This is a genomic window from Streptomyces sp. NPDC019224, assembly GCF_040632605.1.
In the GTDB taxonomy this organism is placed as follows: Bacteria; Actinomycetota; Actinomycetes; order Streptomycetales; family Streptomycetaceae; genus Streptomyces.
On the sequence record NZ_JBEYCF010000037.1, the window covers coordinates 44,496 to 60,901 of the forward strand.

The window sequence follows — 16,406 nt, forward strand, 5'->3', positions numbered from 1 at the left end:
GCGACCCGCCGCAGGTGTACCCCGGCCCGCCCCCTCCGTACCTCAGTCGCAGCCGCAGCCCGGGGCCGCCGTCGCCGGCAGGGGCGCGGGGGCGCCGATTCCGGGCAGGCCGAGCATGACGCCGGCGGGCTTGGCGGCCGCGGCCGCGTTGCGCTTCTCCCAGGCGTCGCCCGAGCGGGTCCGGCGCACCGCGATCGGGGCACCCTCGGCCAGCAGGTGGTGCGGGGCGGCGTAGCTGACCTCGACGGTCACCACGTCACCGGGGCGCACGTCCTGGTCCGGCTTGGTGAAGTGGACCAGGCGGTTGTCGGGGGCGCGGCCGGACAGCCGGTGGGTGGCGCCGTCCTTGCGGCCCTCGCCCTCGGCGACCATGACCTCCAGGGTGCGGCCGACCTGCTTCTTGTTCTCCTCCCAGGAAATCTCCTCCTGGAGGGCGGACAGGCGCATGTAGCGCTCCTGGACGACCTCCTTGGGGATCTGCCCCTCCATGTCGGCGGCGGGTGTGCCGGGCCGCTTGGAGTACTGGAAGGTGAAGGCGTTCGCGAAGCGCGCCTCGCGGACCGCGTGCATGGTCTGCTCGAAGTCCTCCTCGGTCTCCCCGGGGAAGCCGACGATGATGTCGGTGGAGATCGCCGCGTCGGGCATCGCGGCGCGCACCTTCTCGATGATGCCGAGGAAGCGTTCCTGCCGGTACGAGCGGCGCATCGCCTTGAGGACCTTGTCCGAACCGGACTGCATCGGCATGTGCAGCTGCGGCATCACGTTCGGTGTCTCGGCCATGGCGGCGATGACGTCGTCGGTGAAGTCGCGCGGGTGCGGCGAGGTGAAGCGGACGCGCTCCAGGCCCTCGATCTTCCCGCAGGCGCGCAGCAGCTTGGAGAAGGCCTCCCGGTCGCCGATGTCGGAACCGTACGCGTTGACGTTCTGGCCGAGCAGGGTGATCTCGGAGACGCCTTCGGCGACCAGGGCCTCGATCTCGGCGAGGATGTCGCCGGTGCGGCGGTCCTTCTCCTTCCCACGCAGGGCCGGGACGATGCAGAAGGTGCAGGTGTTGTTGCAGCCCACGGAGATGGAGACCCACGCCGCGTACGCGGACTCGCGGCGAGTGGGCAGCGTGGAGGGGAACGCCTCCAGGGATTCGGCGATCTCGACCTGCGCCTCCTCCTGGATCCGGGCGCGCTCCAGCAGCACCGGCAGCTTGCCGATGTTGTGCGTACCGAAGACGACGTCGACCCAGGGCGCCCGCTGCACGATGGTGTCGCGGTCCTTCTGGGCGAGGCAGCCGCCGACCGCGATCTGCATGCCGGGTCGCTTGGTCTTCATCGGGGCGAGCCGGCCGAGGTTGCCGTAGAGCTTGTTGTCGGCGTTCTCGCGGACCGCGCAGGTGTTGAAGACCACGACGTCGGCGTCGCCGTCGGAGCCCTCGGGCGCCCGGACGTAACCGGCGTCCTCCAGGAGCCCCGACAAGCGCTCGGAGTCGTGGACGTTCATCTGGCACCCGTAGGTGCGCACCTCATAGCTTTTTCTGACGTCCACTGCTTCGCTCCGGTTGCCGCTGCTCATGCGACAAGGGTAGGCGCTGCCCGGACCCCCTCTGTCTCGGGCGGCACCCGGCACCCGCATCGGACGGGCGATCCAGCAGCGCCCCTGGCCACGGCCGGGAATCACCTGGCAGGATCGCCGCCATGCTCCCGGCCCTGTCCCGAACCGGCCGGCGTCGCTCTCTGCGGGCGGGCGCCGCCCTCGCCGTCGTGCTCGGGATGCTGCTCTGGTGGCTGCTCCCGCTCGGCGACCCGGCGCCCACCGGCACCCTCTCGTTCAGTACGGGGGTGCGCAGCGGCGTCTACCAAAAGTACGGGGAGCGGCTTAAGGGCGCCCTGGCCAAGGACCTTCCTCTTGTGTCGATAAAGCTCCAGACGAGCGAGGGCTCTCAGCAGAACCTCGCCAGGGTCGCCGCGGGCGAGGCGGACTTCACCATCGCCACCACCGACGCCGTGGCCACCTATCTGCGCGCCCGCAAGCCCGGCTACCAGCGGCTGCGCGGCTGTGTCCGGCTCTACGACGACTACATACAGCTGATCGTGAAGCGGGACTCGGACATCCGGAGCGTGGCGGACCTGCGGGGCAGGAGGGTCGCGGTGGGGCAGCCGGGGTCCGGCGTGAAGCTGGTCGCCGACCGGCTGATGACGGCCGCCGGTCTCGACCCGGTCAACGACGTGACGCCGCTGCCGGTGGGCATCGACACGATGCCGAAGCTGCTGGAGGAGGGCAGGCTCGACGCGTTCTTCTGGTCGGGCGGGCTGCCCACGACGGCGGTGGCCGATCTGTCGGACCGGCTCTCGATCCGGCTGGTCCCGCTGGAGGAGCCGCTCATCAAGCGACTGCAGGCGGCGGGCGGCCCCACGCGCTACTACCGCTCGGCCCTGATACCCGCCGACGCCTACCACAGCGCGCAGCAGGGGCAGGCCGTCCCCACGGTGGCGGTCGCCAATGTGCTGGTCACCACGGACCGCACGGACGCGGAGATGACCGAGGCGTTCACCCGTACCGTGATCGACAGCCGTGACCGCATCGGGCGCGAGGTGCACGCGGCGCAGCTGGTGGACCTGCGGACGGCCATCTACACCGATCCGCTCCGGCTGCACGAAGGGGCGAAGCGCTACTACCGCTCGGTCAAGCCGTAGCGGCCTTCCCGGCCGCGCGGGACGGCTACGGGGGTGCGGACGCGCTCCTCAGCCCTTCGGGTCGTGGCGCGGTACGGAGACCGTCACGCTCAGCCCGTACGGCTCCTTGCGGGCGTACGAGAGCGAGCCACCGCCCGCCGCCAGGAGCGCCTGGGAGATGGAGAGGCCGAGACCCGAGCCCTGGATGTTCTGGTGCTGGGAGCTGCGCCAGAAGCGGTCGCCGACCCGTTCGAGCTCCTGGTCGGTGAGGCCGGGCCCGCCGTCCGCGACGACCACCGTGACGTCCTGGCTGCCGGAGGCGACCGTGACGCGGACCTCCTCGTCGGCGGGCGTGAACTTGAGGGCGTTGTCGATGATGGCGTCGAGCGCGCTGGACAGGGCGATGGGGTCCGCCCAGGCGGTGACGGCGGGCGTCCCCTCGGCTCGGAGCCGTACGCCCTTCTCCTCGGCCACCGGCCGCCAGGAGGCGACCCGTTCGGCGGTGAGCGCACCGATGTCGGTGAGCCGGAGGTCGCTCTCGGCGTGCTCGGCGAGCGCGAGGTCGAGGAGGTCGTCGAGAACCTGGCCGAGGCGGCGGCCCTCGGTACGCACGGAGGCGATCTCCTCGTTGCCCTCGGGGAGTTCGAGGGCGAGGAGCTCGATGCGCAGCAGCAGGGCGGCCAGCGGGTTGCGCAACTGGTGGGAGGCGTCGGCGACGAAGGCGCGCTGCTGTTCCAGCACGTCCTCGACGTTGTCGGCCATCTCGTTGAACGAGCGGGCCAGCCGCCTGAGTTCCGGGGGCCCGCCGGACGCCGCGACGCGGGAGCGCATCCGGCCGCTGGCGATGTCGTGGGCGGCGGCGTCCAGGGTCTTGACGGGCAGCAGGACCCAGCCGGTGAGGCGGATCGCGGCGCCGACGGCGACCAGCATCGCGACCGCCTCGCCCGCCGCGATCAGCAGCCAGCCGCGGATCGTGTCGCCGCGCATCTGGCCGGTGGGCGAGTCGATGACGACGACGGCGATGACGTCACCGTCGCGTACGACGGGTGAGGCGACGACCACACGGCCGTCCTGCCAGGGCCAGACCTGGGGCGGGTCGTGGCTGCGGCGGCCGAGCAGCGCCTCCTTGAACGCGGCGCGTCCCTCGCCCTCGACGGGCAGCCGCCAGGTGTCCGGGGCCTTCGCCATGGCGGAGTCGTCGCGATAGAAGACACCGGCCCGGATCCCGTACACCGAGTTGTACGTTTCCAGCTCGGTCTGGAGGGTACGGCGCCGTTCGTCGTAGCCGCGGGTGCGTTCGGTGATGAACTGGGCGAGCGCGGCGAAGCGTGCCGTGTCGTCGATGCGGTCGATCACGACGCGCTGCTGTTCGGCGGCGGCCACGCTGACGGCGAGCGGGAAGCCGAGCGCGAGCAGAACGCTCGCCATCAGGACGATGAGCAGCGGGAGCAGCCGGGTACGCACCGGGGACGTACACCTCTACGCGGACGGGGCGACGAGGCGGTAGCCGACCCCGCGCACCGTCTCGATCAGGGCGGGCAGCCGCAGCTTGGAACGGAGCGAGGCGACGTGCACCTCCAGCGTGCGGCCCGTTCCCTCCCAGCTGGTGCGCCACACCTCGCTGATGATCTGTTCGCGACGGAAGACCACGCCGGGCCGTTGGGCGAGCAGGGCGAGCAGATCGAACTCCTTGCGGGTGAGCTGCACTTCGGTCCCGTCGACGCTGACCCGGCGGGTCGGCAGCTCGATGTGGACGTGCCCGAGGCGCAGGGCCGCGGCGGGTGTGGACACGGTGTCCTCGGCGCTCGCCTTGCGCCGGCTGACGGCGTGGATACGGGCCAGCAGCTCGCCGGTGTCGTACGGCTTGGTCACGTAGTCGTCGGCGCCGAGGTTGAGTCCGTGGATGCGGGAGCGCACGTCGGCCCGGGCGGTCACCATGATCACCGGTACGGAACTGCGCTTGCGGATCTTGCCGCACACCTCGTAACCGTCCTGGTCGGGCAGCCCGAGGTCGAGGAGCACGACGCCGAAGGGCTCGGCGTCGGCGGGCAGGAGCGCCTGCAGGGCCTCGTCGCCGCTCCGGGCATGGACCACCTGGAAGCCGTGCCGGGCGAGGATCGCGGACAGGGCGGCGGCGACGTGGTTGTCGTCCTCGACGAGCAGCAGTCTCATGGCCCCCCTCTGGCAGTGGCGTGTGTCGGCGGTCGGTCCGTACGGTCGTGTACGCCCCCGGTCACTTCCCCGTTCCGGGGTGTTTCACGTAGGGGTGTACCAGGGAATCCACGCCGATCAGGGGTGGACAGTCAAGGGCCTGTCCGATGTATCCGGGTTTCCGTTATGCACCCGGTACGCCCGGCGCGACCGGCGTGACGTCCCGTTCACGCGGAGTGTCCGGTTGCCGCCGGATCGTTATGCTCAATTTCCGCTCAGATGTAATGACGTTGGTAGCACTGCGTCACTAGGGTCCTTCCCAACCGAGGAGGACGGAGCAAGAAGCCGATGAGCGGAGTTTCAGTGACCAAGGGCGCCGAGGACGCTGCACCCGCGCCCGCCGGCGATCTGGTTGTGCTGAGCAACGTCAACAAGCACTTCGGCGCGCTGCATGTGCTCCAGGACATCGACCTGACGATCGCCCGCGGCGAGGTCGTGGTCGTCATCGGGCCGTCCGGGTCCGGTAAGTCCACGCTGTGCCGCACGATCAACCGCTTGGAGACGATCGACACGGGCGCGATCACGATCGACGGGAAGCCGCTGCCCGCGGAGGGCAAGGAGCTGGCGCGGCTGCGTGCCGACGTCGGCATGGTCTTCCAGTCGTTCAACCTGTTCGCCCACAAGACGGTCCTGGAGAACGTGACGCTCGGCCAGCTGAAGGTCCGCAAGACGGACAAGAAGGCGGCCGAGGACAAGGCGCGTTCGCTGCTCGACCGGGTGGGCGTCGGGACCCAGGCCGACAAGTACCCTTCCCAGCTCTCCGGCGGCCAGCAGCAGCGTGTCGCGATCGCCCGGGCCCTGGCGATGGACCCGAAGGTCATGCTCTTCGACGAGCCGACCTCCGCACTCGACCCGGAGATGATCAACGAGGTCCTCGAGGTCATGCAGCAGCTCGCTCGCGAGGGCATGACCATGGTCGTCGTCACCCACGAGATGGGCTTCGCGCGCTCCGCGGCGAACCGGGTCGTCTTCATGGCGGACGGCAAGATCGTCGAAGAGGCCGCGCCCGACCAGTTCTTCAGCAACCCGCGCAGTGACCGGGCCAAGGACTTCCTGTCGAAGATCCTTCACCACTGACGGTGCCTCAGCCCCGGCTCCCGTATCTGCTGATCACTCACTTCGCGTCAACTCTAGGGAATCTCACCATGCAGCTTCGTAAGGTCACCGCCGCCTCGGCCGCCGTGCTCGCCCTCGCCCTCACCGCCACCGCCTGTGGTTCCGACGACAAGGACGACTCGGCTTCGGGCGGCGGCAAGAAGATCACCATCGGCATCAAGATCGACCAGCCCGGTATCGGCCTGAAGACCCCGGACGGCAAGTACACCGGCTTCGACGTCGACGTCGCCACGTACGTCGCCAAGGAACTCGGCTACGACGCCAAGGACATCGAGTTCAAGGAGACGAAGAGCGCCGACCGCGAGACGGCGATCTCGCGCGGCGACGTGAAGTTCATCGCCGCCTCCTACTCGATCAACGACGAGCGCCTGCAGAAGGTCGACTTCGCCGGCCCGTATCTCCTCGCCCACCAGGACATCCTGGTCCGCGCGGACGACAACTCGATCAAGAAGCCCGAGGACCTGAACAACAAGAACCTCTGCTCGGTCGCCGGTTCGACCTCGGCGCAGAACGTCCACGACAAGCTCGCCCCGAAGGCGCAGCTGCAGGAATACGGCGGCTACTCCGAGTGCCTCACCGGCCTCGAGAACAAGGCCGTCGACGCGCTGACCACGGACGACAGCATCCTGGCCGGCTACGCCTCGCAGGACGCCAACAAGGGCAAGTTCAAGCTCGCCGGCTTCAAGATGACCAACGAGAACTACGGCATCGGTCTGAAGAAGGGCGACGCCGACCTCAAGAAGAAGATCAACGACGCGCTGACCAAGATGGTCTCGGACGGCTCGTGGCAGAAGGCCGTGGACGCGAACTTCGGTCCCGCCGGTTACAAGAACGAGCCCGCCCCGAAGATCGGCAACGTCGTCAAGTGAAGCAGGGCTGACCGGGTGCGCCGCCGCTGAACGGCGGCGCGCCGCGCCCTCCTACACGCGGAAGCACGGGAGATCGTGTTCGACTTTCTTGATGGTTACGACTTGCTGGGGGCTTTCTGGGTGACGGTGAAGCTCACCGTCTTCTCAGCCCTCGGCTCCCTCATATGGGGAACGCTGCTGGCCGGCATGAGGGTCAGCCCGGTCCCCCTGATGCGCGGTTTCGCGACCGCCTACGTGAACGTGGTCCGGAACATTCCGCTGACCGTGATCATCGTCTTCGCCTCGCTGGGCCTCTTCCAGACCCTTCAGGTCACGCTCGGGGGCGGCGGTGACTTCAAGGTCATCAACTTCCGGCTCGCGGTGCTCGCCTTCACCGTCTACACCGCGTCGTTCGTGTGCGAGGCCCTGCGCTCGGGCATCAACACGGTGCCGGTCGGCCAGGCGGAGGCGGCCCGGGCACTCGGGCTCAGCTTCACCCAGGTACTGCGGCTGATCGTGCTCCCGCAGGCGTTCCGGTCGGTGGTCAACCCGCTGTCCAACGTGCTCATCGCGCTGACGAAGAACACGACCGTCGCAGCGGCGATCGGGGTCGCGGAAGCCTCGTATCTGATGAAGGAAATGATCGAGAACGAGGCCCAGCTGCTGCTGATCTCCGGTGTGTTCGTCCTCGGCTTCATCATCCTGACCCTCCCGACCGGTCTCATCCTCGGCTGGGTCGCCAAGAAGGTGGCGGTGAAGCGATGAGCTCCGTCCTCTACGACGCGCAGGGGCCCCGCGCCAAACGGCGCAACATCCTGTACACCGTGCTCTTCGTGCTGGCCGCCGCGGCGGTGCTGTGGTGGGTGTACGACGGCCTCGCCGAGAAGCACCAGCTCGACTGGGTCAAATGGAAGCCGTTCTTCGCCGGCACCCAGGCGTGGGAGACATACATCTGGCCGGGCTTCCAGAACACGATCAAGGCAGCGTTCTACGCACTGATCATCGCCCTGCCGCTGGGCGCGCTCTTCGGGATCGGACGGCTCTCGGACCACCGCTGGGTGCGCGTTCCGGGCGGGGTGGTCGTGGAGTTCTTCCGCGCCATCCCCGTGCTGCTCCTGATGATCATCGCCAACGCCGCGTACTCCGAGTACACCGACCTCGAACCGGACACGCGCCTGCTGTACGCCGTCGTGACGGGTCTGGTGCTCTACAACGCCTCGGTGCTCGCCGAGATCGTGCGGGCCGGCATCCTGACGCTGCCGCGCGGGCAGACGGACGCCGCCAAGGCGATCGGCATGCGCAAGGGCCAGACGATGGTCTTCGTGCTGCTGCCGCAGGCGGTCACCGCCATGCTGCCGGCCATCGTCAGTCAGCTCGTGGTGATCGTGAAGGACACCGCACTCGGCGGCGCCGTGCTCAGCTACCCGGAGCTGCTGGCCTCCGTCCGTCCGATGGCCGCGAACTACGGGTCGAACACCATCGCGTGCTTCACGATCATCGCGGTGATCTACCTCGCTCTGAACTTCGCCCTGACGTCCTTCGCGAGCTGGCTGGAGCGGTGGCTCAGGCGCGGGAAGAAGAGCACGGGCGCGGTCGTGGGCACCGGGCCCGGGGGCGAACTGGAGACGATCGGTGCGCCGTCGCTCAAGGTGGACGACGGAAGCGCCGCCTGACGGCTCGTCGTACGACGCCCGCGAGGGGCGGTGGCACACCTGCCACCGCCCCTCGCCGCGTTCCGGCGTCGCTTGACGCAAGCACCGGCAGTAGGTTGCATACGTTCTGTGATCGCGCACCGAGTCCCCGACGCCGCAGCACCCCCTTCGACGCCCGCGCACCTTCCGTTCCGATTCACCGGACCGTCATGTTTCGCTGCGCTTCCGACGGGGGACGCGCCGTGGACCCGGTGATCGTCGTCGGTGCCGGGCCGGTCGGCCTGGCGCTGTCGCTCGCCCTCGCCGCTCAGGGCGTGCCGTCCGTGCTGCTCGACGAGGACCCCGCCAAGGACGAGACACGCCCCGCCCGCACGGTCGTCCTGCGCGAGGACACCGCGGCCTTCCTGGAGCGGCTGGGCTGCAAGGCGCTGCGGGACGAGGGGCTGCGCTGGTCCGGCTGGCGGTCGGTGCGGCGCAGGCAGCTGGTGCGCGAGCTGCAGCTCGGCGAGGATCCCGTCCCGGGCAGCGGTGTGCCCGCCGCCCCCGTGCACGTACCGCAGCACGCGCTCGTACGGGGTCTGCGCGACGCGGTGGCCGCCCAGGAACTGGTGCAGACCGCCGGGCCGAGCAGGATCGACACGCTGGAGCAGGACCCGGCCGGGGTCACCGTGCACACCAGGGAGCCCGGTTCGACCTGGTGGCGCGGGAGTTACCTGGTCGGCTGCGACGGGGCCCGGTCCACCGTGCGCAAACTCCTCGACATCAGGTTTCCCGGGCGTACGGCGGTGGAACGGCACGCCGTGGCCGCACTGCGCGCCGAGCTGCCCCGGCCCGGTGAGGCCGTGCTGCACCGGTCGCCGCCCTGGCGCACCGGGGGCGCCGAGGTCACGGCGCGCCCGCTGCCCGACGACGTGTGGCGGCTGGACTGGCTGTTGCCCGCGCGCGGCGAACTGGTCACGCCGGACGCGCTGGTCACGCGGGTCCGGGACACCCTGGCCGGCTGGTGCGGCGAGACACCGCCGTACGAGCTGCTGGACACCGGGGTCTACACACTGCACCACCGGCTGGCCCGGCGCTGGCGGGTGAAGCATGCCTTCCTTGCCGGGGACGCCGCCCATCTGCTGGGCGCCCTGGGCACCCAGGGGCTCGACGAGGGGCTGCGTGACGCGGAGAACCTGGCCTGGAAGCTGGCCCTGGCCTGGCATCACGGGGCGTCCGACGCTCTCCTCGACAGCTACCAGGCCGAACGCCGGGCCGCCGTCGCCTCGCGGCTGCGCGCCGCCGACCAGTCGCTGCCGATACTGCGCGGCGGCGGGGGTCTGCGGACGCTCGTACCGGGGAGCGCACGGGGGCACGACTCGCTGCTCATGGACGCGCATCTGGGCTGCGGCCCGCTCGGTGCGCCCCCTTCCTACGCCCTGTCCCCCCTTGCGCCCCCGCGCGCCGAGGCGCACACCTCTGTGGGTACGCCCCCCGGTGCGCCGGTGGCCGATGTACGGGTCACGGCGCCCGACGGGACCGCGGTGCGGCTGCGGGAGCGGCTGGGTCAGGGGCAGCTGCTGGTGGTGCTCGTGGCGCCGGGAACCGGAGTGTGGGACCGGCGCCACTGGATGCGCGCCGGAGTGATGCCCCGTCTGGCGGAGGCGGTCGCCACGCTGCCGGTGAAGGCCGAGCTGCTGGTGGCCGAGAGCTATCCGGGGGCCTCCGCGCACACGGTTCTGCTGGTCAGGCCGGACGGGCACCTCGTCGAGGCGTTCGGCGGGGTGCGGCCGGCGGAGCTGTTCACGGCTGCGGACGCGGCGCGCGGCGGCGACGCCCGGACGTCGGCGCCTGCCGACAGGACCGTAGAGGTCAATTGACCGTCGCGGGCGCGCATGGTCTACTCCCGGTCATGACCGACACCGATGTGCGCCTGTGGCGGAGGGTCCATATGGATCTGCTCCGCTATGCGGGCTGCGTGTGTCGCCCGTCCTGCTGAATCGCCTTCACCTGTCCTCGCCGTGTGCTGTGCCGTACGGCGGGGCGTCCGCGCGAACTCTCAGGACGGTCTCCGTGTCTGCCTCCTCCTTCCCCGTGCCCACGCACACCTCCGCCGCGGCCCCGACCGTCGCGGAACTGCTCGACTTCGTCCGTTGCACTGCCGAGGACACCGCACTCATCTCTTCCCTCCCCCTCGACCCCGAGGGGCGGACCTGGATCCGGCTCGACGGTCCCGGCGGCAGCGAGGCATGGCTGATCGGCTGGCCGCCGGGCACCGGCACCGGCTGGCACGACCACGCCGATTCGATCGGGGCCTTCCTCACCGCGGCCGGCACGCTCAGGGAGCACTCCCTCGCCGCCCGGCTGCCCACCGACGGCTGGAAGACCCTGGAGCTGACCGAGGACATCGACCGGACCCGGGAACTGACGCCCGGCCGGGGCAGGGCCTTCGGCCGCCACCACGTCCACGAGGTGCTGAACGAGTCCGCCACGGAGCACGCCGTCTCCGTCCACGCGTACTACCCGCCGCTGCCGCGCATCCGGCGCTACAGCCGCACCGGCGCGGTACTCCGCCTGGAGCAGACCGAGGGGCCGGAGGACTGGCAGTGAGCCACGGACCGCACGAGGGCGACGGCGCTCCGCCCGGGATCGACGAGCTGCTGGAACGGGTCAGGGCGGGTTATGTACGGCTCGGCCCGCAGGAGGCGTGGGCGGCGGCCGCCGAGGGTGCTCTGCTCGTGGACATCCGCTACGCGGAACTGCGCGAGCGGGACGGGCTGATCCCGGGGGCGCTGGTCATCGAGCGCAACGAGCTGGAATGGCGGCTGGATCCGCGGGGAAGCCACCGGGTCCCGGAGGCGGTGGACCACGACCTCCGGGTGGTGGTGATCTGCAACGAGGGGTACGCGTCGAGCCTGGCCGCCGATTCCCTGCACCGGCTCGGACTGCGCCGGGCGACGGATCTGGCGGGCGGCTTCCAGGCCTGGCGCGCGGCGGGTCTCCCGGTCCAGCTATGAGGTGAGGGGCGCGGCTTCCACCGTCCCCTGGGAACGAGAGGCCGAGGTCCCGTCACTGCTTCCCCTTCACCGGCTGATGGCGACCTCCACCGGCCGGGTGCGCAGCGCGAACCGGCCGGGCAGCGCCGTGGGCTGTTCCACAGGGCTGCTCTGGCATGCGTCACACACTGCTCTGTGTGCGGGCGCCTGCGCACAGGTGTCTGTCCGCAGGCGCCCGCGCACAGACACCTGTGCACTGGAGCGTTCCAGCGTCTCCCTACGGGGTTCGCCCCCGCACGCCTCCGTATACCGCCGACGACGAGCGTCCCCTCGACCTGAATGCGTCACGACACACCCGTATGGCGCCGCTCCGGTGGAGCGATCCCGTCACCGGACGGACATTCGCCTCACGGCGAGCACGGACGCTCACGGCGAACCCGGCCCGCCCACCGTGACGCCGTAGCGCCATTAGGGCGCCGGACCACCGCTACGACGGGGAGCACGCACCGATGCCGACCACCACCCTCACCCCCGACGAACTCGACGCCCAGGCCGCGCGCCTCCATGACACGGATGCCTGGCAGCAGATCGTCACGGGCTGGGACCTGACCGCCCCGGCCCCCGTACCCGAAGACTCCCCTGCCGCCCCCCGCCCGGTCGCCCCGGTCGAGACGCAGCCCACCACACCGGCCGACGCGCACCCCGCCCCCGCCCCCGCCGTCGCGCAAGCGGCACCGGACGCTGCTGCCAACTGGCGCGCCCTGCTCTCCGTGCCGGTGGATCAGCTGATCGCCGACACGGTCCGCGCGCTACCCCCCGCCGCACCGCACGAGCGTCCGCTTCCCGGGCGCATCGGTGCGATGCTGCCCGACCGGCTTCACGCGTGGCGTCGCATCGGGCGGCCCGAGGTGCGGCCGTCCGTCCATCTCGCCCATGCCCGGCAGATCCTGACCACGTGGGGGTGGCAGAACACGCCGTACCGGCTCCGCAACATCCGAGGCGCGCGCTGCATCTGCGGCGCCATGCTCACCGCGCACCGCCTGGGCTACGGCTCGGCGGAGACGGTCGACCGGGCCGGCGCCTGGCTGATCGCCGAACTGCGCTCCCAGGGCTGGACCGGGCTGATCGGGCCGTGGAACCGCTGTCCGGGACGCACCGCGGCGGACGCCCTCGCCCTGATCGACGCCACCATCAGCCGCGCGGCCCGCGCCGGCCAGTAACGGTCGGCGTCTCCCCCGACGGACCGCCGGGCGGACCACCGCCCGGTGGTCAGAACGGCTCGTCCAGACCCTCCGTGTCCTCCCCCTCTTCCTCCAGCGCCCGGCGCACCACGCGCAGGGCCATGCCCTCGCCGTACCCCTTGCGGGCGAGCATGCCCGCAAGGCGGCGCAGCCGTTTGTCGCGCTCCAGGCCCCGGGTGGACCGGAGCTTGCGGGCGACGAGCTCCCGGGCGGTCTCCTCCTCCTGCTCGGAGTCGAGCTGCCCGACGGCTTCGTCGATCACCGCCGCGTCCACGCCCTTGGTCCGCAGCTCACGGACCAGCGCGCGGCGGGCGAGCCCGCGGCCGTGGTGCCGGGACTCCACCCATGCCTCGGCGAACGCGGCGTCGTCGATCAGTCCGACGTCCTCGAAGCGGGACAGCACCTCCTCGGCCGCCTCGTCCGGGATCTCCCGCTTGCGCAGGGCGTCCGCGAGCTGCTTGCGGGTGCGCGGTGTGCCGGTCAGCAGGCGCAGGCAGATGTTGCGTGCCTGCTCGAGCGGGTCGCGCGGTTCCCCCTTCTCGGCCCTCGACGAGGAGGGGGAACCGCTGTCACTGGGCCGGGAGCGGGAGCGGTGCCCCGCCCCCTCACCGGATCCGGAGGCCGCGCCGGGGTCGGCGGCGCTGTCCGGCCACTGAGTACGACGCGTCACGGCTTAGCTCTTGGCCGCGGCCGCCTTGGCCGGCTTGCTCTTGCCCGCCGCAGCCGTCGCCGGCTTCGCCGCGGCCTCGGCCGGAGCCGCCGCCTCTGCCGCGTCCGCACCGGACTCGGCGGAGACGTCCTCGGGCCGGACCCCGACGCCCAGCTTCACCAGGATCTTCTTCTCGATCTCGTTGGCGAGGTCGGGATTGTCCTTGAGGAAGTTGCGCGCGTTCTCCTTGCCCTGGCCGAGCTGGTCGCCCTCGTACGTGTACCAGGCGCCGGCCTTGCGGACGAAGCCGTGCTCCACGCCCATGTCGATCAGACCGCCCTCACGGCTGATGCCCTGGCCGTAGAGGATGTCGAATTCGGCCTGCTTGAAGGGCGGCGCGACCTTGTTCTTGACGATCTTGACGCGGGTGCGGTTGCCGACCGCGTCGGTGCCGTCCTTGAGCGTCTCGATCCGGCGGATATCAAGGCGGACCGAGGCGTAGAACTTGAGCGCGCGGCCACCGGTGGTGGTCTCCGGCGAGCCGAACATCACACCGATCTTCTCGCGGAGCTGGTTGATGAAGATCGCGGTGGTCTTGGACTGGTTGAGCGCGCTGGTGATCTTCCGGAGCGCCTGGCTCATCAGACGGGCCTGGAGACCCACGTGCGAGTCGCCCATCTCGCCCTCGATCTCCGCGCGCGGCACCAGGGCCGCGACGGAGTCGATGACGATCAGGTCGAGAGCGCCCGAGCGGACCAGCATGTCGACGATCTCGAGGGCCTGCTCACCGTTGTCCGGCTGGGACAGGATGAGGTTGTCGATGTCGACGCCGAGCTTCTTGGCGTACTCGGGGTCGAGGGCGTGCTCCGCGTCGATGAAGGCCACCGAGCCGCCGAGCTTCTGTGCGTTCGCCACCGCGTGCAGCGTCAGCGTCGTCTTACCGGAGGACTCCGGTCCGTACACCTCCACCACACGGCCGCGCGGCAGGCCGCCGACGCCGAGCGCGACGTCGAGCGCGGTGGATCCGGTGGGAATCACCTCGATGGGCTCGTTCGGCCGCTCGCCGAGGCGCATCACCGCGCCCTTGCCGAATTGCCGTTCAATCTGTGCGAGTGCGGCGTCCAGCGCCTTCTCGCGGTCGGTTCCTGCCATGGGTTCCACCCGATTTGCTTGAGTCGATCGCTTCACGTCAAAGACGCTAACCCCTGCCACTGACAATGGGCCTCGACGTCCTCCCGGCCTGTGGACAACTCCACGGTCGGGCCCGGGAAAACCCGGCCGGAATCCCATAAGAATGGATGTTCGATTTTAGTGTCAAGCACGCCACACCGCCCGGCGCGGACGGCCCGGCGGCCAGGCGGGACCGCGCAGTCGACCCCGGGGCGGCCCCTCAGGCACTCGGCCCGGAAGGCCCCTCCGGCCGCCGCGGGTCCTCCGGCCCGCCGCCGTCCGCCTCCCCGGCGTCCTCCCCCGCCAGGATGGTGCGCATCCGCCTCAGACGCGTCCACAGGGGCTCGCCCCGCACGCCGGGGCGGCCGCCGTGGACGCGCGGGTCGTCCGTGACGTCGTACCGCTTCACATAGGCGCCGAGGAACGCCTGGAGGGTGGCTACGGCCGGGATGGCGATCAGCGCGCCGACTGCGCCCATCAGGGCCGTGCCCGCGATGACAGAGCCGAACGCCACCGCGGGGTGGATGTCCACCGTCTTCGCGGTCAGCTTCGGCTGGAGCACGTAGTTCTCGAACTGCTGGTACACCACGACGAAGCCGAGGACCCACAGCGCGTACCAGGGATCGACGGTGAAGGCGATCAGCATCGGCAGGGCGCCCGCCAGATAGGTGCCGATCGTGGGGATGAACTGGGAGACGAGTCCGACCCAGACCGCGAGCGCCGGCGCGTAGGGCACTCCGAGGGCGGCCAGCAGGACGTAGTGCGCGATGCCGGAGATGAGCGCCATCAGGCCACGCGAGTAGAGGTAACCGCCGGTCTTGTCGACCGCGATCTCCCACGCCCGCAGCACCTCGGCCTGGCGGGCGGGGGGCAGTACGGAGCACAGCCCGCGGCGCAGCCGGGGGCCGTCGGCCGCGAAGTAGAAGGAGAACAGGAAGATCGTCAGCAGTCGGAAGAGGCCCCCGAGGACCGTCGTCGAGACATCGAGCACTCCGGTCGCGCTGTTCTGGACGTACTTCTGCAGCCAGTCGGAGTGCAGCAGGCTGTCCTGGACCTCGACGCGGGAGAGTTCCGTGTGGAAGGTCTGGTTGACCCAGTTGATCACCGAGTCGAGGTAATTCGGGAAGTCCTCCACCATGTCGACGATCTGGCCCGCGAGCATCGAGCCGAGCAGGACGACGAAACCGGCCCCGCCGATCAGCACGACGAGGAAGACCAGGAAGGTGGCGAAGCCCCGGCGCATACCGCGGGCCGACATCCGGCTCACGGCGGGTTCGATGGCGAGCGCCAGGAAGAAGGCGATCAGCACATTGATCAGCAGGCCGATGAGCTGGTCGAACGCCCAGCTGCCGAGCCGGAAGCAGGCGTAGAGCGCGAGGGCGAGGACCATGGCACGCGGCAGCCAGGCGGGCATGCGGGCGGGCTCGGCGCCGGACGGCGGGGCCGGTGGTGCGGGCGGCGTGCGGGGCGGCTGGATCTGAGCGGTCTCGTCTGTGGGTGCCACGGAGCAAGTCTCGCCTATGTGGGTGACGATCCGTCGCGCACCCCGGAAGGCGGCCGGCCTCCGGTCGAGGTCCGCGGCACTCCGGAAGACGGCCCGCCTGCCGCGAGTCTCAGCGTTTGTCGGCGGGGACGTCCATCGCCAGGCAGACCCCGCGCCAGACGTCCTTGGCCTCCCAGCCCGCCGCCAGCGCCTCGTGGACCGTGCGTCCGCCCAGCTCGGCCATCACATGGTCGCGTGCGAAGGAGTCCGCGTAGGCCGCGCCGAAGTGGTCCGCCATCCGTTCCCAGAAAATCGTCAACCGCATGCCCTCAGTATCCCGCTCCTGAGAGTGCAGCCCGGGCGCCCCGGCCCTGCTCGGGGCACCCGAAGCCCTACGG

Annotated in this window: 17 protein-coding genes; 10 read left to right on the forward strand and 7 right to left on the reverse strand. The window is 70.6% G+C overall.

The features are described 5' to 3' along the window. Nucleotides 1-42: 42 nt before the first annotated feature. Entirely contained in the window at nt 43-1,563 is a 1,521-nt protein-coding gene (miaB, locus tag ABZ564_RS22465; RefSeq protein WP_360859238.1) for a tRNA (N6-isopentenyl adenosine(37)-C2)-methylthiotransferase MiaB, read from the reverse strand. A 122-nt stretch (nt 1,564-1,685) separates the two neighbouring features. Here miaB and ABZ564_RS22470 point away from each other — a divergent pair, with 122 nt between their 5' ends. Next, complete coding sequence (locus ABZ564_RS22470) at nt 1,686-2,684, forward strand: TAXI family TRAP transporter solute-binding subunit (protein ID WP_360859241.1); 999 nt, start codon at nt 1,686-1,688, stop codon at nt 2,682-2,684. Nucleotides 2,685-2,732: 48 nt separating this feature from the next. On the opposite strand, the gene ABZ564_RS22475 is transcribed toward ABZ564_RS22470, so the two are convergent. Next, nucleotides 2,733-4,127 (reverse strand): HAMP domain-containing sensor histidine kinase, encoded by a 1,395-nt coding sequence (locus tag ABZ564_RS22475; RefSeq protein ID WP_360859244.1) that lies wholly within the window; start codon nt 4,125-4,127, stop codon nt 2,733-2,735. Nucleotides 4,128-4,142: 15 nt separating this feature from the next. Next, nucleotides 4,143-4,835 (reverse strand): response regulator transcription factor, encoded by a 693-nt coding sequence (locus tag ABZ564_RS22480; protein ID WP_360859246.1) that lies wholly within the window; start codon nt 4,833-4,835, stop codon nt 4,143-4,145. Nucleotides 4,836-5,162: 327 nt separating this feature from the next. On the opposite strand from ABZ564_RS22480, the gene ABZ564_RS22485 reads away from it, so the two are divergent. From ABZ564_RS22485 to ABZ564_RS22525, 9 genes are all read left to right on the forward strand, one after another. Further along, a complete protein-coding gene (locus tag ABZ564_RS22485) occupies nt 5,163-5,951 on the forward strand; it encodes an amino acid ABC transporter ATP-binding protein (protein WP_360859248.1) in 789 nt (262 codons plus the stop codon). A gap of 68 nt (nt 5,952-6,019) precedes the next feature. Next, a complete protein-coding gene (locus ABZ564_RS22490) occupies nt 6,020-6,859 on the forward strand; it encodes a glutamate ABC transporter substrate-binding protein (protein WP_360859251.1) in 840 nt (279 codons plus the stop codon). 75 nt (nt 6,860-6,934) lie between these two features. Next, the gene (locus ABZ564_RS22495) at nt 6,935-7,603 is read left to right on the forward strand and encodes an amino acid ABC transporter permease (RefSeq protein ID WP_360859254.1); all 669 of its coding nucleotides are present in this window, start codon (nt 6,935-6,937) and stop codon (nt 7,601-7,603) included. Then, nucleotides 7,600-8,511, forward strand: coding sequence for an amino acid ABC transporter permease (locus ABZ564_RS22500; RefSeq protein WP_360859257.1), 912 nt, complete (start codon nt 7,600-7,602; stop codon nt 8,509-8,511). The genes ABZ564_RS22495 and ABZ564_RS22500 overlap by 4 nt, the downstream gene beginning before the upstream one ends. Nucleotides 8,512-8,732: 221 nt before the next feature. Further along, nucleotides 8,733-10,349, forward strand: a complete 1,617-nt coding sequence (locus ABZ564_RS22505) for an FAD-dependent monooxygenase (protein WP_360859260.1) — start codon at nt 8,733-8,735, stop codon at nt 10,347-10,349. A gap of 32 nt (nt 10,350-10,381) precedes the next feature. Beyond that, entirely contained in the window at nt 10,382-10,468 is an 87-nt protein-coding gene (locus tag ABZ564_RS22510; RefSeq protein ID WP_311307652.1) for a putative leader peptide, read from the forward strand. Between the two features lie 95 nt (nt 10,469-10,563). Beyond that, nucleotides 10,564-11,079: a cysteine dioxygenase gene (locus tag ABZ564_RS22515; protein ID WP_360859311.1), complete on the forward strand. Its 516-nt coding sequence runs from the start codon at nt 10,564-10,566 to the stop codon at nt 11,077-11,079. After that, a complete protein-coding gene (locus tag ABZ564_RS22520) occupies nt 11,076-11,486 on the forward strand; it encodes a rhodanese-like domain-containing protein (protein ID WP_360859262.1) in 411 nt (136 codons plus the stop codon). Before ABZ564_RS22515 ends, ABZ564_RS22520 begins: the two co-directional genes overlap by 4 nt. Before the next feature lie 488 nt (nt 11,487-11,974). Then, the gene (locus tag ABZ564_RS22525) at nt 11,975-12,685 is read left to right on the forward strand and encodes a hypothetical protein (RefSeq protein ID WP_360859265.1); all 711 of its coding nucleotides are present in this window, start codon (nt 11,975-11,977) and stop codon (nt 12,683-12,685) included. A 49-nt stretch (nt 12,686-12,734) separates the two neighbouring features. Here the strand turns inward: ABZ564_RS22525 and recX are convergent, their stop codons facing one another. The 4 genes from recX to ABZ564_RS22545 all read right to left on the reverse strand — a co-directional run bounded on the left by recX (nt 12,735) and on the right by ABZ564_RS22545 (nt 16,333). Beyond that, on the reverse strand, nt 12,735-13,376 hold the full coding sequence (gene recX, locus ABZ564_RS22530; protein WP_360859268.1) for a recombination regulator RecX: 642 nt from the start codon (nt 13,374-13,376) through the stop codon (nt 12,735-12,737). 3 nt (nt 13,377-13,379) lie between these two features. After that, complete coding sequence (recA, locus tag ABZ564_RS22535; protein WP_360859270.1) at nt 13,380-14,507, reverse strand: recombinase RecA; 1,128 nt, start codon at nt 14,505-14,507, stop codon at nt 13,380-13,382. A gap of 238 nt (nt 14,508-14,745) precedes the next feature. Then, complete coding sequence (locus ABZ564_RS22540; RefSeq protein WP_360859313.1) at nt 14,746-15,939, reverse strand: AI-2E family transporter; 1,194 nt, start codon at nt 15,937-15,939, stop codon at nt 14,746-14,748. 199 nt (nt 15,940-16,138) lie between these two features. Further along, nucleotides 16,139-16,333, reverse strand: coding sequence for a DUF3046 domain-containing protein (locus tag ABZ564_RS22545; RefSeq protein WP_360859273.1), 195 nt, complete (start codon nt 16,331-16,333; stop codon nt 16,139-16,141). Between the last annotated feature and the right edge of the window lie 73 nt (nt 16,334-16,406).